The sequence below is a fragment of the Methylobacterium sp. OAE515 genome, assembly GCF_041806315.1.
In the GTDB taxonomy this organism is placed as follows: Bacteria; Pseudomonadota; Alphaproteobacteria; order Rhizobiales; family Beijerinckiaceae; genus Methylobacterium; species Methylobacterium tardum.
In genome coordinates this window covers 3,663,983-3,690,311 of record NZ_JBGMUV010000001.1, presented here as the reverse complement: position 1 = coordinate 3,690,311, position 26,329 = coordinate 3,663,983, and the positions used below count along the sequence as shown (strand labels likewise).

At 71.6% G+C, this 26,329-nt stretch carries 25 protein-coding genes; 16 read left to right on the top strand and 9 right to left on the bottom strand.

The genetic code is table 11. From position 1 onward, the window contains the following. Positions 1-34: 34 nt before the first annotated feature. Complete coding sequence (scpA, locus tag ABIE45_RS17970; RefSeq protein ID WP_192711144.1) at positions 35-2,200, top strand: methylmalonyl-CoA mutase; 2,166 nt, start codon at positions 35-37, stop codon at positions 2,198-2,200. Positions 2,201-2,410: 210 nt separating this feature from the next. Here scpA and ABIE45_RS17965 read toward each other — a convergent pair whose 3' ends face one another. Further along, the gene (locus ABIE45_RS17965) at positions 2,411-3,520 is read right to left on the bottom strand and encodes an alpha/beta fold hydrolase (RefSeq protein WP_192711143.1); all 1,110 of its coding nucleotides are present in this window, start codon (positions 3,518-3,520) and stop codon (positions 2,411-2,413) included. A 218-nt stretch (positions 3,521-3,738) separates the two neighbouring features. Here ABIE45_RS17965 and ABIE45_RS17960 point away from each other — a divergent pair, with 218 nt between their 5' ends. Next, complete coding sequence (locus ABIE45_RS17960; RefSeq protein ID WP_192711142.1) at positions 3,739-5,373, top strand: alpha-D-glucose phosphate-specific phosphoglucomutase; 1,635 nt, start codon at positions 3,739-3,741, stop codon at positions 5,371-5,373. A gap of 129 nt (positions 5,374-5,502) precedes the next feature. Here ABIE45_RS17960 and ABIE45_RS17955 read toward each other — a convergent pair whose 3' ends face one another. Further along, positions 5,503-5,982 (bottom strand): GNAT family N-acetyltransferase, encoded by a 480-nt coding sequence (locus tag ABIE45_RS17955; RefSeq protein WP_192711141.1) that lies wholly within the window; start codon positions 5,980-5,982, stop codon positions 5,503-5,505. 189 nt (positions 5,983-6,171) lie between these two features. On the opposite strand from ABIE45_RS17955, the gene rpsD reads away from it, so the two are divergent. After that, complete coding sequence (gene rpsD / locus ABIE45_RS17950) at positions 6,172-6,789, top strand: 30S ribosomal protein S4 (RefSeq protein ID WP_010686187.1); 618 nt, start codon at positions 6,172-6,174, stop codon at positions 6,787-6,789. Positions 6,790-6,855: 66 nt separating this feature from the next. Here rpsD and ABIE45_RS17945 read toward each other — a convergent pair whose 3' ends face one another. Continuing rightward, the gene (locus ABIE45_RS17945; protein ID WP_192711140.1) at positions 6,856-7,176 is read right to left on the bottom strand and encodes a hypothetical protein; all 321 of its coding nucleotides are present in this window, start codon (positions 7,174-7,176) and stop codon (positions 6,856-6,858) included. Between the two features lie 102 nt (positions 7,177-7,278). On the opposite strand from ABIE45_RS17945, the gene ABIE45_RS17940 reads away from it, so the two are divergent. The 5 genes from ABIE45_RS17940 to ABIE45_RS17920 all read left to right on the top strand — a co-directional run bounded on the left by ABIE45_RS17940 (position 7,279) and on the right by ABIE45_RS17920 (position 11,030). Continuing rightward, positions 7,279-7,629, top strand: coding sequence for a DUF2293 domain-containing protein (locus tag ABIE45_RS17940; RefSeq protein ID WP_192711139.1), 351 nt, complete (start codon positions 7,279-7,281; stop codon positions 7,627-7,629). A gap of 76 nt (positions 7,630-7,705) precedes the next feature. Then, the gene (locus ABIE45_RS17935; protein WP_192711138.1) at positions 7,706-7,915 is read left to right on the top strand and encodes a TOBE domain-containing protein; all 210 of its coding nucleotides are present in this window, start codon (positions 7,706-7,708) and stop codon (positions 7,913-7,915) included. Between the two features lie 201 nt (positions 7,916-8,116). Next, a complete protein-coding gene (gene tsaD, locus ABIE45_RS17930) occupies positions 8,117-9,181 on the top strand; it encodes a tRNA (adenosine(37)-N6)-threonylcarbamoyltransferase complex transferase subunit TsaD (protein ID WP_192711137.1) in 1,065 nt (354 codons plus the stop codon). After that, positions 9,178-10,035 (top strand): GNAT family N-acetyltransferase, encoded by an 858-nt coding sequence (locus ABIE45_RS17925; RefSeq protein ID WP_192711136.1) that lies wholly within the window; start codon positions 9,178-9,180, stop codon positions 10,033-10,035. The genes tsaD and ABIE45_RS17925 overlap by 4 nt, the downstream gene beginning before the upstream one ends. Next, positions 10,032-11,030: an NAD(P)H-dependent glycerol-3-phosphate dehydrogenase gene (locus ABIE45_RS17920; RefSeq protein WP_192711135.1), complete on the top strand. Its 999-nt coding sequence runs from the start codon at positions 10,032-10,034 to the stop codon at positions 11,028-11,030. Before ABIE45_RS17925 ends, ABIE45_RS17920 begins: the two co-directional genes overlap by 4 nt. Positions 11,031-11,153: 123 nt before the next feature. Here ABIE45_RS17920 and ABIE45_RS17915 read toward each other — a convergent pair whose 3' ends face one another. After that, the gene (locus ABIE45_RS17915; protein WP_192711134.1) at positions 11,154-13,520 is read right to left on the bottom strand and encodes an EAL domain-containing protein; all 2,367 of its coding nucleotides are present in this window, start codon (positions 13,518-13,520) and stop codon (positions 11,154-11,156) included. A 227-nt stretch (positions 13,521-13,747) separates the two neighbouring features. On the opposite strand from ABIE45_RS17915, the gene ABIE45_RS17910 reads away from it, so the two are divergent. Continuing rightward, positions 13,748-14,164, top strand: a complete 417-nt coding sequence (locus ABIE45_RS17910) for an EVE domain-containing protein (RefSeq protein WP_192711133.1) — start codon at positions 13,748-13,750, stop codon at positions 14,162-14,164. Positions 14,165-14,186: 22 nt separating this feature from the next. On the opposite strand, the gene ABIE45_RS17905 is transcribed toward ABIE45_RS17910, so the two are convergent. Next, on the bottom strand, positions 14,187-15,713 hold the full coding sequence (locus ABIE45_RS17905) for a HAMP domain-containing sensor histidine kinase (RefSeq protein ID WP_192711132.1): 1,527 nt from the start codon (positions 15,711-15,713) through the stop codon (positions 14,187-14,189). Positions 15,714-16,008: 295 nt separating this feature from the next. On the opposite strand from ABIE45_RS17905, the gene ABIE45_RS17900 reads away from it, so the two are divergent. The 5 genes from ABIE45_RS17900 (at position 16,009) to ABIE45_RS17880 (ending at position 20,644) form a co-directional block, all read left to right on the top strand. Then, positions 16,009-16,464, top strand: coding sequence for a (2Fe-2S)-binding protein (locus ABIE45_RS17900; protein WP_192711131.1), 456 nt, complete (start codon positions 16,009-16,011; stop codon positions 16,462-16,464). Positions 16,465-16,523: 59 nt separating this feature from the next. Then, the gene (locus ABIE45_RS17895; RefSeq protein ID WP_192711130.1) at positions 16,524-18,719 is read left to right on the top strand and encodes a xanthine dehydrogenase family protein molybdopterin-binding subunit; all 2,196 of its coding nucleotides are present in this window, start codon (positions 16,524-16,526) and stop codon (positions 18,717-18,719) included. 136 nt (positions 18,720-18,855) lie between these two features. Then, positions 18,856-19,473: a uracil-DNA glycosylase family protein gene (locus ABIE45_RS17890; RefSeq protein ID WP_192711129.1), complete on the top strand. Its 618-nt coding sequence runs from the start codon at positions 18,856-18,858 to the stop codon at positions 19,471-19,473. A 69-nt stretch (positions 19,474-19,542) separates the two neighbouring features. After that, positions 19,543-20,235, top strand: a complete 693-nt coding sequence (gene pyrF, locus ABIE45_RS17885) for an orotidine-5'-phosphate decarboxylase (protein ID WP_192711128.1) — start codon at positions 19,543-19,545, stop codon at positions 20,233-20,235. A gap of 64 nt (positions 20,236-20,299) precedes the next feature. Further along, positions 20,300-20,644 carry a DUF1330 domain-containing protein gene (locus tag ABIE45_RS17880; protein WP_192711127.1) on the top strand — a complete coding sequence of 115 codons (345 nt, stop codon included), beginning with the start codon at positions 20,300-20,302 and terminating at the stop codon, positions 20,642-20,644. A 205-nt stretch (positions 20,645-20,849) separates the two neighbouring features. Here ABIE45_RS17880 and ABIE45_RS17875 read toward each other — a convergent pair whose 3' ends face one another. Beyond that, a complete protein-coding gene (locus ABIE45_RS17875; protein ID WP_192711126.1) occupies positions 20,850-21,479 on the bottom strand; it encodes a TetR/AcrR family transcriptional regulator in 630 nt (209 codons plus the stop codon). Between the two features lie 169 nt (positions 21,480-21,648). Between ABIE45_RS17875 and ABIE45_RS17870 the strand changes: the two genes are divergently transcribed. Next, positions 21,649-22,419: an SDR family NAD(P)-dependent oxidoreductase gene (locus ABIE45_RS17870; protein ID WP_192711125.1), complete on the top strand. Its 771-nt coding sequence runs from the start codon at positions 21,649-21,651 to the stop codon at positions 22,417-22,419. Positions 22,420-22,502: 83 nt separating this feature from the next. Here ABIE45_RS17870 and ABIE45_RS17865 read toward each other — a convergent pair whose 3' ends face one another. The 3 genes from ABIE45_RS17865 to ABIE45_RS17855 form a co-directional block, all read right to left on the bottom strand. Then, positions 22,503-22,700 carry a hypothetical protein gene (locus tag ABIE45_RS17865; RefSeq protein ID WP_091716776.1) on the bottom strand — a complete coding sequence of 66 codons (198 nt, stop codon included), beginning with the start codon at positions 22,698-22,700 and terminating at the stop codon, positions 22,503-22,505. Positions 22,701-22,893: 193 nt separating this feature from the next. After that, positions 22,894-23,538 (bottom strand): cysteine hydrolase family protein, encoded by a 645-nt coding sequence (locus tag ABIE45_RS17860; RefSeq protein WP_373622426.1) that lies wholly within the window; start codon positions 23,536-23,538, stop codon positions 22,894-22,896. A gap of 187 nt (positions 23,539-23,725) precedes the next feature. Next, positions 23,726-24,235: a ferritin-like domain-containing protein gene (locus ABIE45_RS17855; protein WP_192711124.1), complete on the bottom strand. Its 510-nt coding sequence runs from the start codon at positions 24,233-24,235 to the stop codon at positions 23,726-23,728. Between the two features lie 384 nt (positions 24,236-24,619). Here ABIE45_RS17855 and ABIE45_RS17850 point away from each other — a divergent pair, with 384 nt between their 5' ends. Continuing rightward, positions 24,620-26,308: a hypothetical protein gene (locus tag ABIE45_RS17850; RefSeq protein WP_192711123.1), complete on the top strand. Its 1,689-nt coding sequence runs from the start codon at positions 24,620-24,622 to the stop codon at positions 26,306-26,308. The last annotated feature ends 21 nt before the right edge of the window (positions 26,309-26,329 follow it).

The following is a 26,329-nucleotide window of genomic DNA, read 5'->3' as shown; positions in this document are numbered from 1 at the left end:
AATGGCATGACAAACGCCACAACGAGTCAACGCCATGACCTCCCGCATCCCGAACTTCGCCGAAATCCCGCTCGCCGGCGAATCACTCGCGATCGCGGCTCCGGCGCTCGGCGAGCCCTGGATGACGCCGGAGGGGATCCCGGTGAAGGGCCGATACGGGCCGGAGGACCGGGAGGGCATCGAGTTCCTCGACACCTATCCGGGCATCGCGCCGTTCCTGCGCGGCCCCTACCCGACCATGTACGTCACCCAGCCCTGGACGATCCGGCAGTACGCCGGCTTCTCCACGGCCGAGGATTCGAACGCCTTCTACCGCCGCAACCTCGCGGCCGGGCAGAAGGGCCTGTCGGTAGCGTTCGACCTCGCCACCCACCGCGGCTACGATTCCGACCATCCCCGCGTCTCGGGCGATGTCGGCATGGCGGGCGTGGCGATCGACTCGATCTACGACATGCGCACGCTGTTCTCCGGCATCCCGCTGGACGAGATGACCGTGTCGATGACGATGAACGGCGCGGTGCTGCCGATCCTCGCCCTCTACATCGTCGCCGCCGAGGAGCAGGGCGTGCCGCCGCAGAAGCTCGCGGGCACCATTCAGAATGATATTCTAAAAGAATTTATGGTCCGAAACACCTACATCTATCCCCCAAAGGGATCGATGCGGATCATTTCCGATATCTTCGCATATACTTCCAAAAACATGCCGAAGTTCAACTCGATCTCGATCTCCGGCTACCACATGCAGGAGGCTGGGGCGACGAACGACCTGGAGCTCGCCTACACGCTTGCCGACGGCGTCGAGTACATCAAGGCGGGGCTGGCCGCCGGTCTGACCATCGACCAGTTCGCCCCGCGCCTGTCGTTCTTCTGGGCGATCTCGACCAACTTCTTCATGGAGGTCGCCAAGATGCGGGCCGCGCGCCTGATCTGGGCGAAGCTCGTGAAGGGGTTCGATCCGAAGTCGGAGAAGTCGCTGGCCCTGCGCACCCACTCGCAGACGAGCGGCTGGTCGCTCACTGCCCAGGACGTGTTCAACAACGTCACCCGCACCAACATCGAGGCGATGGCGGCGACGCAGGGCGGCACGCAGTCGCTCCACACCAACGCGCTCGACGAGGCGCTGGCCCTGCCCACCGACTTCTCGGCCCGGATCGCCCGCAACACCCAGCTGTTCCTGCAGCAGGAGAGCGGCACCACCCGGATCGTCGACCCGTGGGGCGGCTCCTACTACGTGGAGAAGCTCACCGCCGACATGGTCGCCCGGGCCTGGGAGCACATCCGCGAGGTCGACGGGCTCGGCGGCATGGCCAAGGCGATCGAGGCCGGCATCCCGAAGCTGCGCATCGAGGAGGCCGCCGCCCGGGCCCAGGCGCGGATCGATTCCGGCCGCCAGACCATCGTGGGCATCAACAAGTTCCGGGCCGACGACGACATGGCCATCGACCTGCTGCGGGTCGACAACGGCAACGTCCGCCGGCTCCAGATCGACAAGCTCAAGCGCCTGCGCGCCGAGCGCGACGAGGCCGCGGTCACGGCCCGGCTCGAGGCGCTCACCCGGGCCGCCGACGGCGCGGGCAACCTGCTGGAACTCGCCGTCGAGGCGGCCCGCGCCAAGGCGACCGTGGGCGAGATTTCCGAGGCCCTGGAGAAGGCCTGGGGCCGGCACCGCGCCGAGATCCGCTCGATCTCCGGCGTCTACAAGCGCGAGGTGGGGGGCATGTCGCCTGTGGTCGAGGAAGTCCGGGCGCTGGTCGAGGCGTTCGAGGAGAATGACGGCCGCCGGCCGCGCATCCTGGTCGCCAAGATGGGCCAGGACGGGCACGACCGCGGCCAGAAGGTGATCGCCTCGGCCTTCGCCGATCTCGGCTTCGACGTCGATATCGGGCCGCTCTTCGCCACGCCGGCGGAGGCCGCCCGGCAGGCGGTGGAGAACGACGTGCACATCGTCGGAGTCTCCTCGCTGGCGGCCGGCCACCTGACCCTGGTGCCGGAGCTGAAGGCGGCGCTGACCGAACAGGGCCGGGACGACGTGATGATCGCCATCGGCGGCGTCATCCCGCCGGGCGATTACGACGCGCTGACGGCGGCGGGCGCGGCGGCGATCTTCCCGCCCGGCACGGTGATCGCCGAGGCGGCCGTCAAGCTGATCCGCGCTCTGAACGAGCGGCTGGGCTACGCGGCGCGGCAGGCGGCGGAGTAGGGCGACCTTCCCGAGGCGGCTGGACGGGCCGCCTCGATCCCTCCCACCCCCGCGTCCCATCCTGAGGTGCCGGAGCGCAGCGGAGGCCTCGAAGGAGCTCTCCAGCCCGCCGCGCGATCCCTGGAGCCCTCCTTCGAGGCCCGCTGGCGCGGGCACCTCAGGATGAGGGGTTTGGGTTGAATTCCGCCGGTGCGACCGGGATCGGCCCGCTCAGTTCAGCGCCTGTGGATCCGCCTCCGTGAGGAAGGCCCCGACCTCGTGGAGGAACTGCATGCGGTTCTTCTCCATCATCACCGTGTGGGTGCCCTCCCCCAGCTCGATGAAGCGCTTGTAGGGGGCGTGCGTGAGCTTGGTGAAGTACTCCTGCGCCTGGTAGCTCGGCAGGTCCGCGTCCCACTCGGCGTGGATGATCAGCACGGGCACGCGGATCTCGCCCGGGTCGTAGAGCGGCTTGCCCGCCTGCCAGAACTCCTTCGAGTCGGCCACTACGCCGTTCGGGGCACGCAGGACCGGCGGCGTCTGCTTGGCGCCGGCCTGGTCCGTTGCGAAGGTCGCGTCGGCCCATTGGTCGAACCAGCCCGGCGGGATCAGCTCGGCCTTCTTGTCCTCGGGCACGCCGGTCAGCCAGCGCGTCTTGGCATTGTCCCGGCTGACGCTGCGATAGGCGCCGAGCGGCCCGTTGCCGCCGATCAGGGCCGGCGTGCGCGCCAGCCATTGCGGCGCGTAGAGGATGAGCCGGTTGACCGCGTCGTTGTGGGTGCTGGTGTAGAGCCCCATCGTCGAGGTTCCCCAGGACCAGCCCATCAGGTTGATCTTCTCGACCCCGCGGCGCCGGGTGATGAGGTCCACCACCTGCCCCACGACCTTGGCGGCGTCGGGCGTGCGCATGAAGGGCGGGTTGTCGGCCGCCGGCGCGTTCATGACCGCCGGACGTCCGGACAGGCCGTAGCCCGGCAGATCCACGAGGTAGACGTCGAAGCCCAGGCCCGCGAGGTGATCCATCGCCGACATCCCGCCGAGGGGCAGGTCGAGGGCGGTGGAGGCCGGGTAGGTCGCCCCGTGCACGTAGAGCAGGATCCGGTCGCCCGGGAACCGCTCCGTTCCGGCGGGACGCTTGTTGCGGACGTAGATCTCGACGCCCGGCTCGGTCCAGGGCAGGCGGAACTCCTCCGTCGCCAGCCGGGCCGCCGGGGCGGCCGCCGCAGCCGGCGCGGCCGCCAGTGTCACGCCCGCCGCGAGCGCCCCGACCAGCTCGCGCCGGGCCAAGCCCCGGCCCGGCCGCGCCGCGTTCGGATCTGTGCGCATCGGTCTGTCCGCCATGGTTTCCTCCGGCCCGCCTTGCGTGGCGGCTCGGGCGATTCAACCGACGGGTGTCGGCCGGCGCAACGCTTCGCGGCACGGCCTGTTGGACAGGCGGCGGATTCCGTCGCCCGATCCGGCAAGACCGCGTGAAAAAAAGCCCGCCCCCGGCGCCGGGGCTGGTGACGCCAAGCTCCCGGACGGGCATTGAGGCGGGAGATCCCGGGAGACGCCCGCTTATGACGACTCCGACAACCGTCGCCACGACGCCCTTCCCCGACCAGAAGCCCGGCACCTCCGGCCTGCGCAAGAAGGTGCCGGTGTTCCGGCAGCCGAACTACGTCGAGAACTTCGTCCAGGCGATCTTCGACACCCTGCCCGACAAGGCGGGCGCGACCCTGGTGCTGGGCGGCGACGGCCGGTTCCTCAACCGCGAGGTGGTGCAGAAGACGCTGCGTCTCGCCGCCGGCAACGGGTTCGGCCGGGTCCTGGTCGGGCGCGGCGGCCTGCTCTCGACGCCCGCGGCCTCCTGCGTGATCCGGAAAGCCAAGGCGCTCGGCGGGATCATCCTCTCGGCGAGCCACAACCCGGGCGGGCCGGACGGCGATTTCGGCATCAAGTTCAACGCCGCCAATGGCGGCCCGGCGCCGGAATCCGTCACCGACGCGATCTTCGCGCGGGCGAAGGGGCTGACGGCGTACCGCCTCGTCGAGGCGCCGGACCTCGACCTCGACACGCTCGGCGACACCCGCCTCGGGGCCATGACGGTCACGGTGATCGACCCGGTGGCCGACTACGCCGAGCTGATGCGCACGCTCATCGACTTCGACGCGGTGTCGCGCCTGTTCGCCTCCGGGTTCCGCATGCGCTTCGACGCCATGAGCGCTGTGACCGGCCCCTACGCGACGGCGATCCTCGAAGGGAGGCTCGGCGCCCCCGCCGGCACGGTGGTCAACGCCGTCCCGAAGGAGGATTTCGGCGGCCATCATCCGGATCCCAACCCGGTCCACTGCCACGACCTGTTCGACCTGATGCAGGGCCCGGACGCGCCGGATTTCGGCGCCGCCTCCGACGGCGACGGCGACCGCAACATGATCGTGGCCCCGGGCCTGTTCGTGACGCCGAGCGACAGCCTCGCGCTGCTCGCCGCCCATGCCCACCGGGCGCCGGGCTACGCCGGTGGGCTGTCGGGCGTCGCCCGGTCGATGCCCACGAGCCGCGCCGCCGACCGGGTCGCGGCCGCTCTCGGCATCAAGGCCTACGAGACGCCCACCGGCTGGAAGTTCTTCGGGAATCTCCTCGATGCGGGGCTGATCACCCTGTGCGGCGAGGAGAGCGCCGGCACCGGCTCGAACCACGTGCGCGAGAAGGACGGGCTCTGGGCGGTGCTGCTCTGGCTCAACATCCTGGCGGCCACCGGCGAGCGCGCCGACGCGCTGGTGCGGGCGCATTGGCGGACCTACGGGCGCGACTACTACGCCCGCCACGATTACGAGGAGGTCGATTCCGACGCCGCCAACGGCTTGATGGACGCGTTGCGCGGGAAGCTCGCCGGGCTGCCGGGCTCGCGGATCGGCGACCTCACAGTGTCGACGGCCGACGAATTCGCCTACCGCGATCCCGTGGACGGCTCGCTCACCGAGCGCCAGGGCATCCGGATCGGCTTCGCCGAGGATGCGCGGGCGGTGCTCCGGCTCTCGGGCACCGGCACCGCCGGGGCGACGCTGCGGGTCTACCTGGAGCGCTACGAGAACGCGCCGGACCGGCTGGACCTTCCAGTGGCCGAGGTGCTGGCCCCGGTCGCGGCCGCGGCCCGCGCGATCGCCGAGATCGAGCCGCGCACCGGAAGGCCTGAGCCGAGCGTGGTGACCTGAGGGGAGCCGGGAGACGCCCCGTCTTTGCGAGCGCAGCGAAGCAATCCAGAGGCGCCACGCTCTACGGCGGCGCGCCACCCTGGGTCGCTTCGCTGCGCTCGCGATGACGGTAGGGCCGGCGCCGATGCCTCAAACCAAGTCCTTCACCATGTACACGGTGACGTCGTCGTCGCGGGTCCGGCCCGGTCCGTCATAGAGTTCTTCCCGCTCCACCCGGTAGCCGAGGGACCCGTAAAGGCGCAGGTTCGCGACGTACTTCTTGTTGGTGTAGAGGCGCAGCCGCGCGGACCCCGCCCCGGCCGCGACGGCATCCGCGAGCCCCATCAGCCGGCTGCCGAAGCCCCGGCCCTGGAAGGCCGGGTCCACCGCCACGTTGACGACCAGCAGGTGGTCGGCCTCCGCCTTCGTCTCGATCAGCCCGGCGAGATCCGGGCCGGCCAGCAGCAGGTCGAAGCGGTGGTCCCGCAAAGCCTGCGCGTAATCCGCCCGCATGGGGATCGGCAGGCGGCCGATCACCGGGATCCACTTGGTATAGGCCGCCGCGACCAGCGCCCGGATCGCCTCCACGTCCGCGGATTCCCCGCGGCGGACCGCGACTGACTCGTCCATCTGACCTCTCACGGTTGACCGCGCCGGCTCCGTCCCCTAAAGACCCGCCCGTCGATGGGGCTCCGCACGGAGCCCCGTCGCGTTTTCACGCGCACCCGTGGGCGGGATCCTCCCGCCCTGTCGTCCCGGACCTGACGTCCGGGAAAAGGAGGGCGCGTTCCTCATTCTCGTCACGAGAGGACGCGAAACATGTCGAAGCGGATTCAGGCCAAGCACAAGCTCGACCGCCGCATGGGCCAGAACATCTGGGGCCGCCCGAAGAGCCCCGTCAACCGCCGCGAGTACGGCCCCGGCCAGCACGGCCAGCGCCGCAAGGGCAAGATGAGCGACTTCGGCACGCAGCTGCGCGCCAAGCAGAAGCTCAAGGGCTATTACGGCAACATCACCGAGAAGCAGTTCCGCCGCTACTACGCCGAGGCGATCCGCCTGCGCGGCGATTCCGGCGAGAACCTCGTCGGCCTGCTCGAGCGCCGCCTCGACGCCGTGGTCTACCGGGCGAAGTTCGTCGCGACCCCGTTCGCCGCCCGCCAGTTCGTCAACCACGGCCACGTCAAGGTCAACGGCGTCCGCGTCAACATCCCGAGCTACCAGGTGAAGGCCGGCGACCTGATCGAGGTCAAGGAGTCGTCCCGCCAGCTCGAGATCGTCATCGTGGCGACGCAGCTCTCCGAGCGCGACGTGCCGGACTACATCGAGGCCGACCACGCCAAGATGACTGCCCGCGTCACCCGTATCCCCAGCCTGTCCGAGGTGCCCTACCCGGTGCAGATGGAGCCGAACCTCGTCATCGAGTTCTACTCCCGCTAAGGCTGTCGCGACAGCGATGTCGGTGGAGGGGCCGCCCGCCTGGGCGGCCCCTTCGCGTTTCCGGGGTCAGCACCCGTGGCAGATCGAGCCCATAGTGTGGCGCATCTTGGCGTCCCAGGCCTTCGAGCGCGCTTCCGCGGCCTTCTGCGCCTTGATCATCTCGGCCTCGTTGATCGGCCGCGGCAGACCGGCGGCGGCCGCACCGGGCGGCTTCGTCTGGCCCGTGGCGGCAATCCGGCGTCCGCCCGGCGCGGTGAGTGCCGGATCCCGAGCCGGCACCGTGCTTGGTGCACCACCCGGAGCCCGGTCCGGGAGCGGGCTCTGGGCCAGCGCCGGCGTTATCCCGAGCAGGACGCCCAGGATCACCGCGTGACGGATCGTTGCCATGAACCTGATCTCCCCGGCGCAGGATCGAATGCCTGCCCCGCCCTATTCGGCGCCGATCGTAGCCGATCCGAGCCGTAAAATCATGCGTTCGGGATGGCTCCGATGAGCGGCGTGGCGCCACCCCGGAATCGCCGCGAGGCGGTGGCCGCGGCGCTGGCCCGCCTCGCGCCCCGCCTGCCGGGCTTCGAGGCCGAGGCCGTCCTCGATCGCGCGCTGGCGAGCGCGGGTCTGCGCCGGGCCGCGCCCGAGACGGCCGCCCGCCTCGCCCTCGTCACCTATGCCCGCCACGTCTTCACCGACTACGACGCGCTCCTGGCCGACGGCTATGACCGGGACAGCGCTCGGCACTTCGTCCTCGACGACCTCAACGCGGCGCTCGTCGCCTGGGGCGCGGCCGCCATCCCGGAGACCGAGGCCGGAGAGGCCGGCGTGCCGGAGGACGAACCCCGCTGAGGTTATCGCGCGCGGCCCCGCCATGCTGTAGGAGACGCGCCGGAGCCGCCCCGGGCGGCGAGCGGAGTCTGCACACATGAAGATCAGCGCACGCAACGTCCTCAAGGGCACCGTCGTCTCGGTCGACAAGGGCGCGACTACGTCCCACGTCAAGATCGAGATCAGCCCCGGCCAGGTGGTCATGGCCTCGATCACCAACGAGGCGGTCGAGTCCCTCAAGCTTGTCGCCGGCGGTCCCGCCTACGCGGTGGTCAAGGCCTCCGACGTCATGGTTGCCGTCGACTGAGGGCGGCCCGGGTCGCGCACCCGCCGGGTTGCGGCGGGTCGGCGATCCATCTCCCGCCCGCGTCCGCATCCGTGGTTGCCGAAGCGCAGCGGAGGCCTCGAAGGACGAGGTTGCGGATGAGATCGACGGCGGAGACCAGGCTCTGCCTTCGCGCCGCGGCCGCCGGCGGATAGAGTGTGATCCGGACAAGGAGTTCCGCGCGTGCAGAAGACCGTCCTCGGCATCGAGACCACCTGCGACGAGACCGCGGCCGCAATCGTGTCCGTCGACGAGGACGGCCTCGGCCAGATCCGCGCCAACGAGGTGCTGAGCCAGATCGCCGAGCACGCGGCCTATGGCGGCGTCGTGCCCGAGATCGCCGCCCGCGCGCACGTGGAGGTGCTCGACCGGCTGATCGCCCGCGCCCTCGACCGGGCCGGGATCGGCTTTCCCGATCTCGACGGGATCGCGGTGGCGGCCGGGCCCGGGCTGATCGGCGGCGTGCTGGTCGGCCTCGTCACGGCCAAGACCCTGGCCCTCGTGACCCGCAAGCCGCTTCTGGCCGTCAACCACCTGGAGGCGCACGCGCTCACGGCGCGGCTGACCGATGGCATCGCCTTCCCGTACCTGCTGCTGCTGGTCTCGGGCGGCCACACCCAGCTCGTCGCCGTGCGGGGCGTCGGCGACTACGTGCGGCTCGGCTCCACCGTCGACGACGCCATCGGCGAGGCCTTCGACAAGGTCGCCAAGCTCCTCGGCCTCGGCTATCCGGGCGGCCCCGAGGTCGAGCGCATGGCCGAGACCGGGGATCCCGAGCGCTTTGCCCTGCCCCGGCCCATGCTCGGCCGGCGCGAGGCCGACTTCTCCCTGTCGGGCCTCAAGACCGCCCTGCGGATCGAGGCCGAGCGGATCGCGCCGCTGGCCGAGCGCGACGTCGCCGACCTGTGCGCGAGCTTCCAGGCCGCCGTGGTCGACGTCGTGGTGGACCGCGCCCGGGTCGCCCTGCGCGCCTTCTCGGACGTGGCCGGCCGGCCCACCGCCCTCGTGGCGGCGGGCGGCGTGGCGGCCAACGGTGCCGTCCGGCGGGCGCTGGCCGCCCTGGCCGGCGAGGCGGGTCTCGGTTTCGTGGCCCCGCCCCTGCCGCTCTGCGGCGACAACGGCGCGATGATCGCCTGGGCCGGCCTGGAACGCCTGCGCCTCGGGCTCGTGGACGACCTCACCGCCCCGGCCCGGCCCCGCTGGCCGCTGGCGGCCGCTCCGGCGCGCGCGGCGGTCCCGGCCGGATGAGCGAGGCGGCGCGGCGCGCCTATTGGCGCGATCTGGTCGAACGCCGCCTGCCCGAGGCCGCGCGGCCGGGCTGGCCGGTCCGCCTCGACCATTGCTTCGCCCGCATCCTCCTGGACCACGCCTGCGGCGGCCCCTGGCGCGACCATGTGCGCCCGCCCGCCTATGCCACCCTGCCCCTTGATCAGCTCGAGGCGGCGATCGCGCTCGGCGAGGCCGTGCTCGCCGGCCACGCGGACCTCGCCCTCCTGAACCGCCGCTCGCTCGCGTGGCGCGGCAAGGTCGCCGCCGCTGCGGTGCCCGAATTCCTCGAGGACGGGGACCTGATCCTGCGCCGCTGGCATCCGGAGGACACGGCGCCCTTCGCTGCGCTCAACGCCGACGCGGCGGTGATGGCCCATTTCCCCCGGCCCCGGACGGAGGCCGAGAGCGTCGCCGAGGCCGGCCGCTTCGACCGGCGCTTCGTGGCGGACGGGTTCGGCCCCTGGGCGCTGGCGCAGGGCGGCCGGTTCATCGGCTGCGCCGGCGCGATGCGGATCCTGCAGCCCCTGCCCTTCCCGGGCGGCGACCGGCCCGGGACGACGGTCGAGCTGACTTGGCGCCTGGCGCGGGAGGCCTGGGGCCGGGGCTTCGCCACGCGGGCCGCGCGGCTGGCCCTGGCCGATCTCGCCGGACGCTGCGAAATCCGCGCCGTGGTGGCCTACACGGCGGCCGGCAACGCCCGCTCCCGGGCCGTGATGGAGCGTCTCGGCATGGCGCCGGCCGGGACGTTCCCGCATCCGGCGGTCCCGGAGGGGCCGCTGCGCGATCACGTCCTCTACCGGCTGGACTGCGCGGACAGGGAGGATGCGGCATGAGCGCGGGACGCGCGATCAACGTCGTCGGCGGCGGCGCCTGGGGCACGGCGCTCGCCAACGCCGCCGCGGCGGCCGGGCATCCCGTGACCCTCTGGCTGCGCGACGCGGAGGCGGCCGCCGCCCTTGAGGCGCGGCGGGAGAACCCGCGCTACCTGCCGGGCGTGCCGCTCCACGCCGGCATCCGGGCGACCGCGCAGCCGGAGGACCTCGCCGGCGCCCGCGCGACCCTGCTGGTCGTGCCGGCCCAGACCGTCCGCGGCGTTCTGAAGACCCTACGCGCACCCCTGGCCTCGGCCGGTCCTGTGATCCTCTGCGCCAAGGGCATCGAGCGCGGCAGCGACAGCTTCATGAGCGCGGTGGCCGAGCAGATCCTGCCGCCGGGAACGCCCGTGGCGGTGCTGTCGGGGCCGAGCTTCGCAGCCGACGTCGCCCGCGGCCTGCCCACCGCCGTCACCCTGGCGGCGTCCGATCCCGGCCTCGCCGCGTCTCTGAGCGCGCTGCTGTCGGGGCCGAGCTTCCGGCTCTACCACACCGACGACGTGCGTGGCGTCGAGATCGGCGGGGCCGGCAAGAACGTGCTGGCCATCGCGTGCGGGATCGTGGCCGGCCGGGGTCTCGGCGAGAGCGCCCGGGCGGCGCTGATCGCCCGCGCCTTCGCCGAGCTGATGCGCTTCGCCCGCACCTTCGGGGGCCGGGCCGAGACGCTGATGGGACTTTCGGGGCTCGGCGACCTCGTGCTCACCGCCTCCTCGCCGCAATCGCGCAACTTCGCCTTCGGCCAGCGGCTCGGCGCCGGGGCGAGCCCGGCCGAGGCCGCGGGCGGCAAGCTCGCCGAGGGGGCGTTCACGGCCGCGGCGCTCGCCGGGCTCGCCACCGCGAAGGGCATCGAGATGCCGGTGGCGGTGGCCGTCGCCGCCATCGTGGCGGGTACGGCCGGGGTCGACGACGTGATCGCGGGGCTGCTGGCCCGTCCCCTGCGCGGCGAGACGGATTAGCGCGCCTGCGTCGGGTCCGCCCGGTCGATGGTTCGGCGGTCGCCTTTGTGGCCGCCTTCGCCCGCCTTCGCGCCCGGTTCTGCGGCCGCCCTGGCGCGCAGCGAAGCGATCCAGGCGCCGAGTCTACGCCACGGAGGCCGCCGCCTCCGGCGCGGTGCCGTGGGTGTGGGTGGAGAAGCGCTCGATCGGCGCGGGCCGGCCCAGCAGGTAGCCCTGGGCCAGGGTGCAGTGCTCCGCGGCCAGGAACGACAGCTCCTCGTCCGTCTCCACGCCCTCGGCCACCACCGCCAGCCCGAGGCCGCGCCCGAGCCCGAGGACGGAGCGCACGATCGCGGCCCCCTGCGGGTTGCTGTGGACCGCCTTGATGAACGAGCCGTCGATCTTGATCCGGTCGAACGGGAAAGTGCGCAGGTTCGAGAGTGAGGAATAGCCGGTCCCGAAATCGTCCATGGCGATCCGGATGCCCAGGGCCTTGAGCTGGCGCAGGGTGAGCAGCGCCCGGGCCGGATCGCGGATCAGCGCCGTCTCGGTGATCTCGATCTCCAGGCGCTCGGCCTTCAGGCCGGTCTCGAACAGGGTCCCGTGGACGAACTGCACGAAGTGCGGGTTGTGGAGCTGCACCGCCGAGACGTTCACGGCGATCCCGAGCGGCCGCGGCCAGCCGGCCGCCGTCCGGCAGGCCGCGCGCAGCACCCAGGCGCCGATCTCCAGGATGGCCCCGGTCTCCTCGGCGATCGGCACGAACAGGGCCGGCGAGACGGTCCCGCGCTTCGGGTGGCGCCAGCGCAGCAGCGCCTCGAAGCCCGTGACCCCGCCGGACTCGATCTGCGTCTGCGGCTGGTAGACGAGTTCGAGCTCGTTGCGGGACACCGCGTGGCGCAGGTCGTGTTCCAGCTGCCGCCGGTCGCGGATCTGCGCGCCCATGCTGGCGTCGTAGCGGCGGCAGGTGCCGCGGCCCTCGTTCTTGGCCCTGTAGAGCGCGGCATCGGCGTGGCTCAGGAGCGCCCTCTGGTCCAGCGCGTCGTCGGGATAGACCGCGATGCCGATGCTCGTGGCGATCACCGGGCCGGAGGCGGCCGGCACCGCCGCCAGGGCATCCAGGATCCGCTCGGCCAGCCGCTCGGCGGCGCCGTCGGTCTGCGGCGTCAGGATCGCGAACTCGTCGCCGCCGAGGCGGGCCATCAGCTGCGTGGCGTCCAGCAGGCCGCCGACCCGGAGCGCGAGGTCGCGCAGCATCGCGTCGCCGGCCGCGTGGCCGAACAGGTCGTTGACCTCCTTGAAGCGGTCGAGGTCGAGGCACAGGACGGCGAGCCGGGTGCCCTGGACATCCGCGGCGCGCATCTCCCGCTCGAGCCGCGCGTGGAAGCTCGTGCGGTTGGCGAGCCCGGTGAGCGCGTCGTGGTGGGCGAGGTAGTGGATCTCGCTCTCGGCCCGGCGCCGCGCGCGCAGGTCGCGCACCGCCACGGCATGGTGCGGCTGGTTCCCGTACTCGGTGACCGGGCGCATGATCACCTCGACGGGAATCGTGCCGCCGCCAGCCTGGACGAGGTCGGCCTCGAGGGGCTGGTCCGGCGATCCGAGCCCGGGCGTGAGGCCCGGCAGATAGGCGGCGAGGCGCGTCCCTATCAGGGCGTCCGCCCCGGCGCCGGCGAGCCGGATGAAGGCGTCGTTGGCGCTGACGATCACGCCCTCGCGGCAGACCGCAAGCCCTTCCACGGCCGCGTTGGCGAGGCTGAGCAGGCGTTCGCGCTCGAACTCGGCGCGCTTGCGCTCCCGCAGATCGAGCACGAGGGCGGCGCCGGCCAGAAGCAGGATCAGGCAGGTCGCCAGCGCCACGGCGGCGGCGAGCCACTCGGTCCGGACCGCGTTCTCCGGAATCGCCACCAGGGGATCGGGCAGGATGGTGACCGCGCCCATGCCGGTGAAATGGTGGCCGCAGATCGCCAGGATCAGCAGCAAGGCGCCCACGCACCGGCCCCGGATCGTCGGCGCCGACAGGCCGACGACGAGGGCCGCCGCCCCGAGGACGGAGCCGATCACGACCGAGACCGCCACCAGGACGGGGTTCCAGATCAGGTGACCGGTCACTTGGTAGGCGGCCATGCCCGTGTAGTGCATCGCCGCGATGCCGCCGCCCGCCACGGCGCCGCCGATCGCCCCGCGCACCCGCCCGCCCGTCGCGGCCAGCGCGAAGCCCAGGCCGGCGATCGCGACGGCGTCGACGTACGAGAGCAGGGTCAGGCCGACCCCGTAGCCCGAGGGCAGCCCCGGCGCGTAGGCGAGCATCGCCAGGAAATGCGTCGCCCAGATCCCCGAGCCGCCCGCGATCGCGGCGATCGCGAGCCACGTGTAGCGGCTGCGGCGCCCGGCCCGGCCGGCATGGGTCAGCAACTCGATCGCCGTCGCGCTCGCCAGCGTGCAGACAAGCGCCGCGAGGGCCACCAGCCACGGATTGTGTTCACCAACGAAGCAGCCGATCACGGTCAACATGTAGACAACCAGCAGAGGCTTGTGGCGAATTTGCCCAAACTCTTGGCAGATAGTATTTAATATTCAGCCAACGTGGTCACTCAATACAAGTGCATCCGAACCTATGTTCGCGTCCGCCTGGCCGGGCTCCGGGGCAAATGGCGGTGCGGCAGGCCTGTCCGCCGGGGGGGAAGCTGGGCTATGGCGGGGCGAGCCGCCGGGCCCGGCGGCCGGTGGGGAATGCGGCGATGGCATACTGGCTGTTCAAGTCCGAGCCCGCGACCTGGTCGTGGGATCAGCAGGTCGCGGCCGGCGCGGCTGGGACGTTCTGGAACGGCGTGCGCAATCACCTCGCCAAGAAGCAGCTGATGGCCATGCAGGTCGGCGAGCAGGGCTTCTTCTATCACTCGAACGAAGGCAAGGCGGTGGTCGGCCTCGTGGAGGTGATCCGGCCCTACTACCCGGACCATACCGACGAGACCGGCCGCTTCGGCATGGTCGACGTGCGGGCCGTCAAGGCGCTGCCCCGCCCCGTGACGCTGGACGCCATCAAGGCCGACCCGGTGCTGGCCGGGATGGTGCTGGTGAACAATTCCCGGCTGTCGGTGCAGCCGGTGACCGAGGCCGAATGGGCCCGGGTGTGCGCGCTGGGCGGCCTCGGCTGAGGGCGGTCGAGCCGCGGCTCGGTCAGGCGGCGCGGTTGAGGACGCCGTGCGCCGGGGCCGCGTCGACGTCGACCGCCGGCAGCGTGTCCATGACCCGGGCGGCCGGCAGCGTCACCACCACCTCGGTGCCCTCGCGGGGCCTGGAGGAGAGCTGGAACTGCCCGCCGTGCAGCTCCACCAGGCCCTTCACGATCGGCAGGCCGAGGCCGGAGCCCTGCTCGGCGGTCTTGATCGCCAGGGAGCCGCGCCCGAACGAGGACAGCACTGTGCCCAGCTCGTCCTCGGGGATGCCCGGGCCGCTGTCCTTGACCGACACGTACTGACCGCCCGAGGCGGTCCAGCCGACCTTGAGCCAGATCTCGCCGCCCGGCGGCGTGAACTTCACGGCGTTCGACAGGAGGTTCAGCACGATCTGGCGGAGCGCCCGCTCGTCGGCCCAGAGGCGCGGCAGGGATTCGTCGACGAGGCCGTGGACGATCTGGTTCTTGGCCTTGGCGCGGAGCGCCATCATGTGGCGGCACTCCTCCACGACGTGGGCGAGCTGCACCGCCTCCTCGTTCAGCTCGTAGCGCCCCGCCTCGATCCGCGACAGGTCGAGGATCTCGTTGATCAGGTTGAGGAGGTGCATCCCGCTGTCGTGGATGTCGTTCGAGTACTCCCGGTAGGACGGCGCCGTGTGGGAGCCGAACACCTCGTTCTTCATCACCTCCGAGAAGCCCAGGATGGCGTTCAGCGGCGTGCGCAGCTCGTGGCTCATGGTAGCGAGGAACCGCGACTTGGCGAGGTTCGCCTCCTCGGCCCGGCGGCGGGCCTCGTCGGAATTGGCCTTGGCCTGCTCCAGCTCGCCGAACACCGCATCCTTCTCGGCACGGGAGCGCAGGGCCCCGACCGTCGAGGTGTACAGGCGGCGGGCGAGGCCGAGGAAGAACAGCTGCGCGCCGCCGGCCATCACCACCAGCATCAGCGCGTCCATCCCGCGGGAGAAGGCGGTAAGCGACGTGGTGGCGAGCGCCAGCGGGATCAGGGCGGCGATGGCCGCGAGCGGGACGGTCGCGGCCAGCATCGTCGTGACGGCCGCCGCGATGACGAGGCCGATCAGCGCGAAGGTCCAGCCCCCGGTGGTGCCGAGCCCGATCATCGCCGACCACGAGAGGCTCTGCAGCACCTCGCCGATCAGGAAGCGGCGGCGCCAGCGGGCAAGCGGGATCGTCGCCGGGTCGGCGCGGAGGAAGCGTCGGCTCAGGCTCGTGTTCAGCGTGATCATCAGGAACACGCAGACCGCCCAGGCCGCGGCCACCGGCGGCGCGATCCAGAACGTTGCCGCCGCGGCGAGCACCCCCGCGAACAACGCCAGCGGGATCCCCGCCCCGGCCCGGTACTGGGCGTAATGGCGCAGCAACTCGTAGTCGAAGGCCCGTTCCAGGCCAGTCTGCGAGGTCAGCTTCTCGCGGGCCGAGCGGATCTCGCGGGCGACGCCGCGGCGGCGCGCCGCCTCCTCCGTCGAGGGACCGCGACCGCGCTGGACCATCTCGACGGTGAGATCGGGCATGCGCGTCTTGACACTCGGCTCGGAACCAGGGGCGGGGGGCGGCGCGGAGGCACTCCGTGAAGATGAGGCGGATGTGTTAAGAAGCGGCTGTCGGTATCGCTCGGATCTTAGGCATTTCGGGTGGTATCGAGACGGCCCGGCGTTCGGATCGGCCTGCGGATCGACGTGCGGTGCCGCACATCGTGCGGGCGGGTGCGCCCGGTAGCGTAAGCCGCGCGCTCGCGATGCCCGAGCGGGGCCGCACGCTGCGATCCGGGACGCCCCGGGCGCACGCGTCGAGGAGGGGTCGCCGACCATGCCGAATCTCACCGTGAACGGGGTCACGCACGCGATCGACGCCGACCCGGACATGCCCCTGCTCTGGGTGTTGCGCGACCGGCTCGACGCGACCGGAACCAAGTACGGCTGCGGCATCGCGCAGTGCGGCGCCTGTACGGTCCATCTCGACGGGCAGCCGGTCCGCGCCTGTCAGACTCGGATCGGTGACGTCGGCACCGCGCAGGTCACGACCATCGAGGGCGTCAACGGCCGGGTGGCCGAGGCCGTCCAGGCGGCGTGGCGCAAGCTCGACGTGGTCCAGTGCGGCTATTGTCAGTCCGGCCAGATCATGTCGGCGATCGGCCTGCTCTCGGGCAACGCCAAGCCGACCGACGCCGACATCGACGGCGCCATGGACGGCAACATCTGCCGCTGTGGCACCTACCAGCGCATCCGTGCGGCGATTCACGAAGCCGCGCGCAGCCTCGCCTGATCCGTCCCGGCGCCCACCTACTCGCCCTTCCCCGCGGTCCCGACCGGAGCCTCGCCGCCATGCTGAACGCCCGTCGACCGAATCCCCTGCCCGTCCGCCCCAGCCGCCGCGGCCTGCTCGCGGGCGCCGGCGCCCTCGTGGTCGCGTTCCGTCTCGACCCGAAATCCGCTCGCGCCGCCGCCGGCCCGAACCTCGCCGACGTGAAGGCGCAGCCCAACGCCTTCGTGCGCATCGGCGCCGACGACACCGTCACGGTGGTGATCAAGCACCTCGACATGGGCCAGGGGAACACCACCGGGCTCGCCACGATCCTGGCCGACGAGCTCGGCGCCGACTGGGCGAAGGTCCGCACCGAGTTCGCGCCCGCCGACGCGACGCTCTACAACAACAGCCTGATGGGCCCGATCCAGGGGACCGGCGGCTCGACCGCGGTGGCCAATTCCTGGTTCCAGCTGCGCAAGGCGGGTGCGGCCGCCCGCGAGATGCTGATGGCCGAGGCCGCCTTCCGCTGGAAGGTGCCGGTCTCGGAGATTACCGTCTCCGACAATCTCGTGCGCCACGCGCCATCCGGCCGGCAGGCCCGCTTCGGGGAACTCGCGGCCTCGGCGGCCTCGCTGCCGGTGCCTTCCGAGCCGCGGCTCAAGGATCCGAGCGAGTGGCGGCTGATCGGCCAGACGATTCCGCGCCTCGATTCCGTGGCCAAGACCAACGGCACGGCCGTCTATTCCCTCGACATCCGCCGCCCGAACCAAGTCACCGCCGTGGTCGCCCGCGCGCCGCGCTTCGGCGCCACCGTGAAGAGCTTTGACGCCGCCGCCGCCCGCAAGGTCGCGGGCGTGCTCGACGTGGTGCAGGTGCCGACCGGCGTGGCGGTGATCGCCCGCGACACGTGGTCGGCCATGAAGGGCCGCGAGGCGCTCACGGTCGCCTGGGACGACAGCACCGCCGAGACCCGCTCGTCGGAAACGATCCTCGCCGAGTACCGGGAGCGGGCCAAGGGCCCCGGCCTGACGGCGTCCGAGCGCGGCGACCCGCAGGCGGCTCTGAAGGGCGCCGCCAAGGTCATCGAGGCCGAGTTCACCTTCCCCTACCTCGCCCACGCGGCGATGGAGCCGCTCAACGCCACGATCGAGCGGGCTTCCGACGGCGGCTACGACGTCTACGCCGGCTTCCAGTTCCAGACCGTCGAGCAGGCGACCATGGCGGCGGTCCTCGGCGTGACGCCCGACCGGGTCCGGCTGCACAGCAACTGGGCCGGCGGCTCCTTCGGCCGCCGGGCGACCCCCACCGCCGACTACCTCGCGGAAGCGGCCGCCGTCTTCAAGGCGTCCGGCGAGAAGGCGCCGATCCACCTCGTCTGGACTCGCGAGGACGACATGGCCGGCGGCTATTACCGTCCGACCGTGCTGCACAAGGTCCGGGCCGGCATCGACGGCAAGGGCGCGGTGGTCGGCTGGGACCACGTCATGGTCGGCAAGTCGATCATGATCGGCTCGCCCTTCGAGGCCATGATCGTCAAGAACGGCATCGACTCGACCACCGTGGAGGGCGCCTCCGACACGCCCTATGCGCTGCCTTCCTATCGGTTCGGCGTCCATAACGGCCGCGAGGGTGTGCCGGTCCTGTGGTGGCGCTCGGTCGGCCACACCCACACGGCCCACGTGATGGAGGTGATGATCGACGAATTGGCCCATGCCGCCAATGTCGATCCGGTGGCCTACCGGCTCTCCCTCTTGACCCAGGCGCCGCGGCTCTCCGGCGTGCTCAAGCTCGCCGCCGAGAAGGCCGGCTGGAGCGCCAAGCCGCAGGATCCGGGCCGCGGCCTCGGGGTGGCTGTCCACGAATCCTTCGGCTCCTACGTCGCGATGGTGGCCGACGTGACCGCGCAGGATGCGGCGATCCGCGTGAACCGGATCGTGGCGGCAGTGGATGTCGGCGTTCCGGTCAACCCAGACGTGATCCGGGCGCAGGTCGAGGGTGCGGTCGGCTTCGCCCTGTCGGCGGTGCTGCGCAACCGCATCACCCTCAAGGACGGCCAAGTGCAGGAGCACAATTTCGACGCCTATGAGCCGACCCGGATGAGCGAGATGCCGAAGGTGGAGGTGCACATCGTGCCGAGCCAGGTGGCGCCCACCGGGATCGGCGAGCCGGGCGTGCCGGTGCTGGGTCCGTCAATCGCCAACGCGGTCTTCGCCGCCACCGGCCGGCGCCTGCGCTCCCTGCCCCTCGACCTCTCGGGTGTGAAGGGCGCGTGAGGAATCGCACCTTCCGATCGCGCGCATCGGCGTAGGACGGAGGGGCCTTCCCCCAAGGCAAGAGACCCGACTGACGACGGCGCGGCGCGACACCGCGCCGTTTCTTTTTTGCGCCCCAAGACGCCATCTCCGGGCCATGCCCGCCTTCGCCGACACCGCCGCGCGCCTGCGCGCCTGCCGCCTCTGCCGGGACACCCCGCTCTACGGCCCGCCCCTGCCCCAGGAGCCCCGGCCGATCGTGCAGGGCTCGGCTACGGCCCGCCTGTGCATCGCCAGCCAGGCCCCCGGCACCCGCGCGCACCGCACCGGTCAGCCCTTCACCGACCCGTCGGGCGTGCGGCTGCGGTCGTGGCTCGGCCTCGACGCGGCGCAGTTCTACGACGCCGCCCGGGTGGCCATCGTGCCGATGGGGTCGTGCTTCCCCGGCCTCGACGCCAAGGGCGGCGACCGGCCGCCGCGCCGGGAATGCGCCGAGCGCTGGCGGGCGGAGCTGTTCGCCGGCCTGCCCGATCTCGCGCTGATCCTGGTGATCGGCCAATACGCGCAAGCCTGGCATCTGGGAAAGATGGAGGGCGGCCTCACCGGCACGGTGCGGCGCTGGCGCGAGATCCTGGCCGAGCCGCGCCGCCCCCGGGTCCTGCCCCTGCCGCACCCGTCCTGGCGCAACAACGGCTGGCTGAAGCGCGAGCCCTGGTTTGAGGCGGAGCTGCTGCCGGTGCTGCGCGCCGAGGTGGCGCGGGTGTTGGCGGGGTGAGTGGCCGTGCCGGCATTGACCTCGCAGGCGTTCCGCGGAATCGCTGCCGCGACCCCGAAGGACGCGCCGATGACCAAGATTGCCGACCCCCGCGACCGCCTGATCGTGGCCCTCGACCTGCCGAGCGTGCAGGCGGCCGAGGCGCTGATCGACCGGATCGGCGACGCCGCGACCTTCTACAAGATCGGCTACCAGCTGGGTTACGCGGGCGGCCTCGCCCTGGCCGAGCGGCTGGCGGCCCGCGGCCTCAAGGTCTTCCTCGACCTGAAGCTCCACGACATCGGCAACACCGTCGAGGAGGGCGTGCGCTCGGCCTCGGGCTCCGGCGCCACCTTCCTCACCGTCCACGCCTACCCGCAGACCATGCGGGCGGCGGTCCGCGGCCGAGGCGCGGGGCTGAAGATCCTCGCCGTGACGGTGCTCACCTCCTACGACGATGCCGACGCCGCGGAGGCCGGCTACGGCCTGCCGGTGGCGGAGCTCGTCGCCAAGCGCGCCGCCCAGGCCGCCGAGATCGGCATCGACGGCCTCGTCTGCTCGGCGGCCGAGGCGAGCTCGGTCCGGCGCGTCGTCGGTCCGGACCGGCTGATCGTCACCCCGGGGATTCGCCCGGCGGGCGCCGAGGCCGGCGACCAGAAGCGGGTTATGACGCCGGGCGATGCCCGCCGGGCCGGGATCGACCACGTGGTGGTCGGCCGCCCGATCACCGGCGCCGCCGACCCCCGCGCGGTGGCGCAGGCGATCGTCTCCGAGATGGCCTGACCGGAACTGGGATTGCCTTCGCGGCGCCCGGATCCACTTCGCTCGTCAAAGCAGGAGACGCAGCATGACGAAGGGCTACTGGATCGCGCGGGTCGATGTCCGCGACGCGGAGGCCTACAAGGAGTACGTCGCGGCCAACGGCGCGGCCTTCGCCAAGTTCGGCGGGCGCTTCCTCGTGCGCGGCGGCGCTCACGAGGCGGTGATGGGCCCGGCCCGCTCCCGCAACGTGGTGATCGAGTTCCCGAGCTACGCCGACGCCCTCGCCTGCTGGAACTCCGACCTCTACCAGGCCGCCAAGGCGAAGCAGCGCGGCGGCGTCGAGGCCGAGATCCTGGTGATCGAGGGCTATGACGGCCCGCAGCCCAGCGCCTCGGAGCCGGCGCCGGACGCGGGCCCGGCCTCCGAGTAGGCCGCTCCGTCATAACGTGCGGAGCGACATGACTCAGGAGGGCCACTTCACCTCCGTCGTTCCGGGGCGCCGAAGGCGAGCCCGGAACCCAGAACCGCCGACTATGCCGAGCCGGGCACCCGGCTCGGCTCTGGACTCCGGGCCCTGCTGCGCAGTCCCGGAATGACGGCCCTGCCTGTCTCGGCCGCCAGCCTCCTCGATCGCCCTATGCCCGCGTCCGGTCTGGCGCCAGGCTCCGCAGCAGGAACGCCGTCATGGCCTCGACCGGCGGTACCGGCTGTAGGGTGGAACTGCCCACCAGCAGCGGGTGGGTGTAGCGGGCGATGGCGGCGTGGATGCAGGCCGCCGCCTCGGCCGGATCCGCGGCCTCGAACTCACCCCGCGCCACACCGTCGCGGATGATCCGCTCGAACCCGGCGGTGATCCGGGCCACGTGGTGGCGGCAGACCTCCCAGCTCTCCGCCATCGCCGCCTCGATCATCTCGTGCAGGCGGGGGCACGCCTCGCAGCGCCGGGTGCAATCGTCGTGCAGGGCCTTGATCGCCGCCACGAGGCGCGCGGTCGCGTCGAGGCCCGGCCGGTCCGCGATCCCCGAGACCACCGCCTCGCTCTCGCCGATCAGGCGCTCCAGCACCGCCTCGTTGATCGCCTTCTTCGAGTCGAAGAAGCGGTAGACGTTGGCCGGGCTCATCTTCAGCGTCCGGGCGATGTCGGCCACGGTCGTCTTCTGGTAGCCGATCTCCCGAAAATACGCGTCCGCCGTCGCTAGGATGCGGCTCCGCGTGTCGGGCGCGCACTCCTCCGCGATCAGGTGGGTCGTATCATCCAGGGACATGCATACTCACTAGGCCATGCCGACCCGGAGCGTCAAAGACGCCAGCGCGGATCGCGTTCCGCGCTGACGGTTCAACCTGCGGCCGGTGCGCGCGCTCGGAACCGGCCCGGACGGCACCGATTGCCCCGGCATCCGGCCGCGAATGCGGTGCGCCTGCAAGGGATGAGCGATGACCTTCACCGACACCCGCGTTCTGATCACCGGGGCCGATTCCGGCATCGGACAGGCTACGGCGGAGCTGTTCGCCCGGGCGGGTGCCGACGTGGCGATCACCTACCACACCGATGAGGCGGGCATCCGCGAGACCGCCGCGCGGGTCGAGGCCGCAGGCCGCCGGGCGCTGGTGCTCCAGCTCGATGTCGGCGATCCGGCCGCCGTCACGGCGGCCTTCGACCGGATCGGCAGCGAGTTCGGCACCCTCGACATCCTCGTGGCCAATGCCGGGCAGGCGATGAGCGGCGTGCCGGTCGCCGAGATGGACGACGCCCTGCTGGAGCGGATCCTGCGGGTGAACCTCATGGGGCCGCTGTTCACCGCCCGGCCCTTCATCAAGATGCGCAAGGCGCAGGGCGGCACCGGCAAGATCGTGTTCGTCTCGTCGGTGGCCCAGCACCTGCCGACCCCGGAGAGCGCGCCCTACGGCATGTCGAAGGCGGGCCTCGGCTCGCTGTGCCGCTCCCTGTCGCGGGAGCTCGCCCCGGACCGGATCAACGTCAACGCCGTCGCCCCGGGGCTGATCGAGACGCCGATGACCGCCGACCGCTTCGAGAAGCCCGAGGTGCTCGAGCAGTCGCTGGAGCGGATCCCGTGGCACCGGGCCGGCCAGCCCGAGGAGATCGCCCGGGCGATCCTGTACCTGGCCTCGGACGCGGCCGATTACGTGACTGGCCACACCCTGGTGGTCGATGGCGGCCTGACGATGCAGTGGGGCGGCGCCTGAGCGGCGAACGGCGCCGGACTCGCGTCCGGCGCCGTTCGGGATCGTCTCGGTTCGGATGCGGGCGGCGGCGGTGCCGCTCGTCCTCAGGACCCGAACTGCGAACCCAGCCGCTCGAGGTATTCGGCGAGGTCGACGCCGCCGATCCGCTTGCCGTAATCGAAGCGCATGCCCTGGCGGATGTCGATGCTGGCATCCCGCGTCGTCAGGGTGAAGGGCCGGACGCAGATCCAGGCCCCGTCGCGGCGGTGCTCGAAGTAGCCGAGGATCTCGTGCTTGGCCATAACCTGTCCTCCGGATCCGTGTTTGGAGACATAACGGTTCCGGTGCTCCCCGGTTCGCACGGCGCGACTGTTTTTCGCGCGCCGACCGATCGGGATGGAGTGTCGGTGATCCGCGCGGCGGCGGGAACGGCCAAGCCTGATCTGGCCTGAGCTTGGCCATTGCGGCGCGAATGCTCGTCTGGGCGCCGCTCGATCACCGCCAGCGGTCGAGGATCTCGGCGGTCGTCATCGTCTCGACCTGATGGCCGTAGCGCATCCGGTACATCAGCAGCAGCGCGTCGTGCGCCTCGTCGCAGGAACTGCACAGGCCGTCGGTGGCCAGTACGATCCGGTAGCCGAGATCGACGCCGCCGAGCACCGCGGCGAGCACGCAGACATCGGTCTCGGCGCCGGTGACGATCAGCGTGTCGACGCCCCGGGCCTGCAGGTGGGCGTCGAGGCCGGTCTCGAGCCAGGGCGAGTAGACGGTCTTGTCGACGACCTCCGCGGGCGGGACCAGCCGGGCGAGTTCCGGGACGAGGTCGATCATCTCCGGGGCAAGCCGCTCCCGGGTCATGTCGGCCCAGCGCTCCGAATAGGTTGCCCAGGTCCCACGGCCCTCCCCCGGCCGGGCCGCCGGGATGAAGCGGGTGAAGATGGTCCGCTCCGGGTGCGCCTCGGCGATGCGGCGGACATGCGGCAGGACGCGGGGCATCCACGTGGTCTGCCAATCGGTGGGTTCGGCGAACATCCGCTGCATGTCCACGCAGAGATGGACGCACCCGTCCCCCAGAGGCTTGCTGGGGGAGCCGTCCCCCTGTTCGTGTCGGTCCGTCGATCGAGCGCTTCCAGGTTCCATGACCGCGCAATCAGGCAGGGCGGGGGTTGTTCCTGCGGCAGAATGGAGGACCACGCGGCGCGGGCGGTTCCGCCATACCGCGCCAGCAGGGCCCGCCAAACGAAGACGGCGCGCCAGGGCGCGCCGCTCGCAGGGCATCGATCGGGGCCGCTCCCGACCTGCCGGATCGGGAGCGGTCGGGGTGCGCCTAGCGGTCGGCCTTCGCGCCGGCGGTGGTCAGCGACAGGTAGCGCTCCGTGGTCGGGCGGATCAGGTTGCGCACCGCCTCCGCCATGGTCTGCTCTTCCTTCAGCGACTGCTGGAAGGCCGTCCGGTGGCCCTGCTGGCCGGCGGCATCGCCGATGGTGAGCAGCGACTCGTAGGCCGCGATCTCGAAGTTCTCGAAGGCGTGGTTGGCGTAGGTATTCTTCAGGATCTCGTCCTGGGCCGGGGTGTGGCCCAGCGCCATCATGTTGCCGACGAAGCCCAGGAAACCCTCCTTGAGGGCCGAGGGGCTGTCGCCCAGGCTCTGAAGCGCCTCCTCCAGCCGCTGGCGCTGGCCGTGCGTCTCCTCGATGTGGCGGCGCAGGGCCTGCTCCATCTCCGGATAGCGCTCCAGGCGCTCGACCTGCCGCTCCATGATCTGCAGCGCCTGCATCTCGAGGGCATGGGTATTCTTCAGGGCCGTGACGTAGATCTCGCGCGCGTCCATGGCCATGGGGATCACCTCTTTCGGGTTGCGGGCTCGATGGCCCATTCAACCGGGGAACGCAGAGGCCGTACGGCCAAGTTCCGGCCGGAACGTCGCAGGCGCGGCCCGCGTGCGGTCTGCCGCAGGTTGCGCGGTGACCGGAACTGCGGGGGAACGCCGGACCAGATCGGCTCCGGGCGAACCCAGAACTTAATCCATGTGCTGACAAGGACCGCGCGAGCGTGGCGGCGCGGCCACAGCCGGACGGCACCCGCATGTCCGCGCGCGTTTCCCCGTGTGGCCGGGGTACCGCGCGCAGCATCGTCATGCGAGCGTCGTATGCCACATCCCACAACCCTGGGAGTGCATCCGCCCAAGTCTGAGCATCGCCAACCGTCCGGGGTGACGAGCATGTCGCGCCTGAATCCGCCCCGCACCCTCGTCACCGCCGTCGGTGTCGCAGCCAGCCTCGCCGCTGCCGGTCCAGCGCGGGCGCAGAGCGTCGCCGAGATGGCGGCCCGGATGGATGCGATGCAGCGCCAGATGCAGGCCATGCAGCAGGAACTCGCCGCCCTGCGCCGGCAGGCCGGGACGCAGAAGGTGGCGCTTGCCGGGGAGGCAAGGGAGCGCCGGGTGCTGTCGCGCGAGCAGGCCCGCCTCGCCGCCAAGACCGAGCACCAGCAGCGCGTGGCGCAGGTCGGCGGTCCCGGAGGGGCCCGGCCGGGGCCGAGCGCGCACACGCCGGTGATCCTCGCCAACGACCTCATCTGCAACGCCGGCAGCTACGCGCTCGGGCCGGCGGTCTGCTTCACGCCCGGCGGCTTCGTCGAGCTGGCGGGCATCGCCCGCAATCCCAACGTCGTCTCGGACGTCGGCACGGATTTCAACGGCATCCCGTTCCGCAACGACCCCCGCTCGCGCGAGAACGAGTTCCGCTTCTCCGCCCGGCAGAGCCGCTTGAGCGGGCTGTTCACCGCGAAGGTCGAGCCGACGCTCCAGATCTCGGGCTATTACGAGATCGACTTCCTCGGGGCGGCCACCAACGCCAACTCGCGCGAGAGCAACAGCTACAACCCGCGCATCCGGCAGATCTTCGCCACGGTCGATTCCCTCGATACCGGCTGGCACGTGCTCGCCGGCCAGGCCTGGAGCCTGATCACCACCGACCTGTCCGGCATCACGCCGCTCAAGGAGCAGATCCCGCTCACCATCGACGTGCAGTACGTCCCGGGCTTCAACTGGACCCGGAACCCGCAGCTGCGCGTGGTCAAGGACGTTGCGCCGGGCCTGTGGGTCGGCCTATCGGCGGAATCGCCCCAGAGCGTGCTGCCGCCGAGCCCGTTCGCGGCCCCGGGCAACATCAACCTCAGCAATGCCGGCGACCCGGTCGGCCAGCTCAACACCACGACCACCTACTCGAACAACAGCGTCCCCGACATCATCGGCAAGGTCGCCCTCGAGCCGGGCTTCGGGCATTTCGAGCTGAAGGGCCTCGTGCGCTTCTTCGACGACCGGCTGAGCGCCACGAATCTCAACGCCGTGACCCGCCTCCCCGGCCGGACCGACACCGCGCTGGGCTACGGGATCGGCGGCGCCGCGACCCTGCCGGTGATCGACAAGCGCCTCGACCTCCAGGTCAGCGGCCTCGTCGGCCAGGGCATCGGCCGCTACGGCTCGGCGCAGCTGCCGGACTTCGCCCTGAAGGCCGACGGATCGATCGCGCCGATCCCGGCCTTCCAGCTGCTCGCCGGAGCGGTCGCCCATGTCCAGCCCGGCACCGACGTGTTCGTCTATGCCGGCTGGGAGCATGCCTCCCGGGCCGGCGCCCTCAACGCCACGGGCTACGGCTCGCCGACCCTGGTGGTGACAGGCTGCGACGTCGAGGGCGCGGCGAGCGGGACCTGCCAGGCGGAGACCCGCGACATCCGCCAGATCACCGGCGGCTTCTGGCACGACCTCTACAAGGGCAGCTTCGGGCGCCTCGTGGCGGGCGCGCAGGTCTCCTACACCGAGCGCGACGCCTTCCGGGGCACCTACGGAATCGCCCCTTCCAACCACCTCGTCACCGGCCTGACCTCGCTGCGCTACTACCCGTTCTGAGCCCCGCCGCATCCCGGAGCG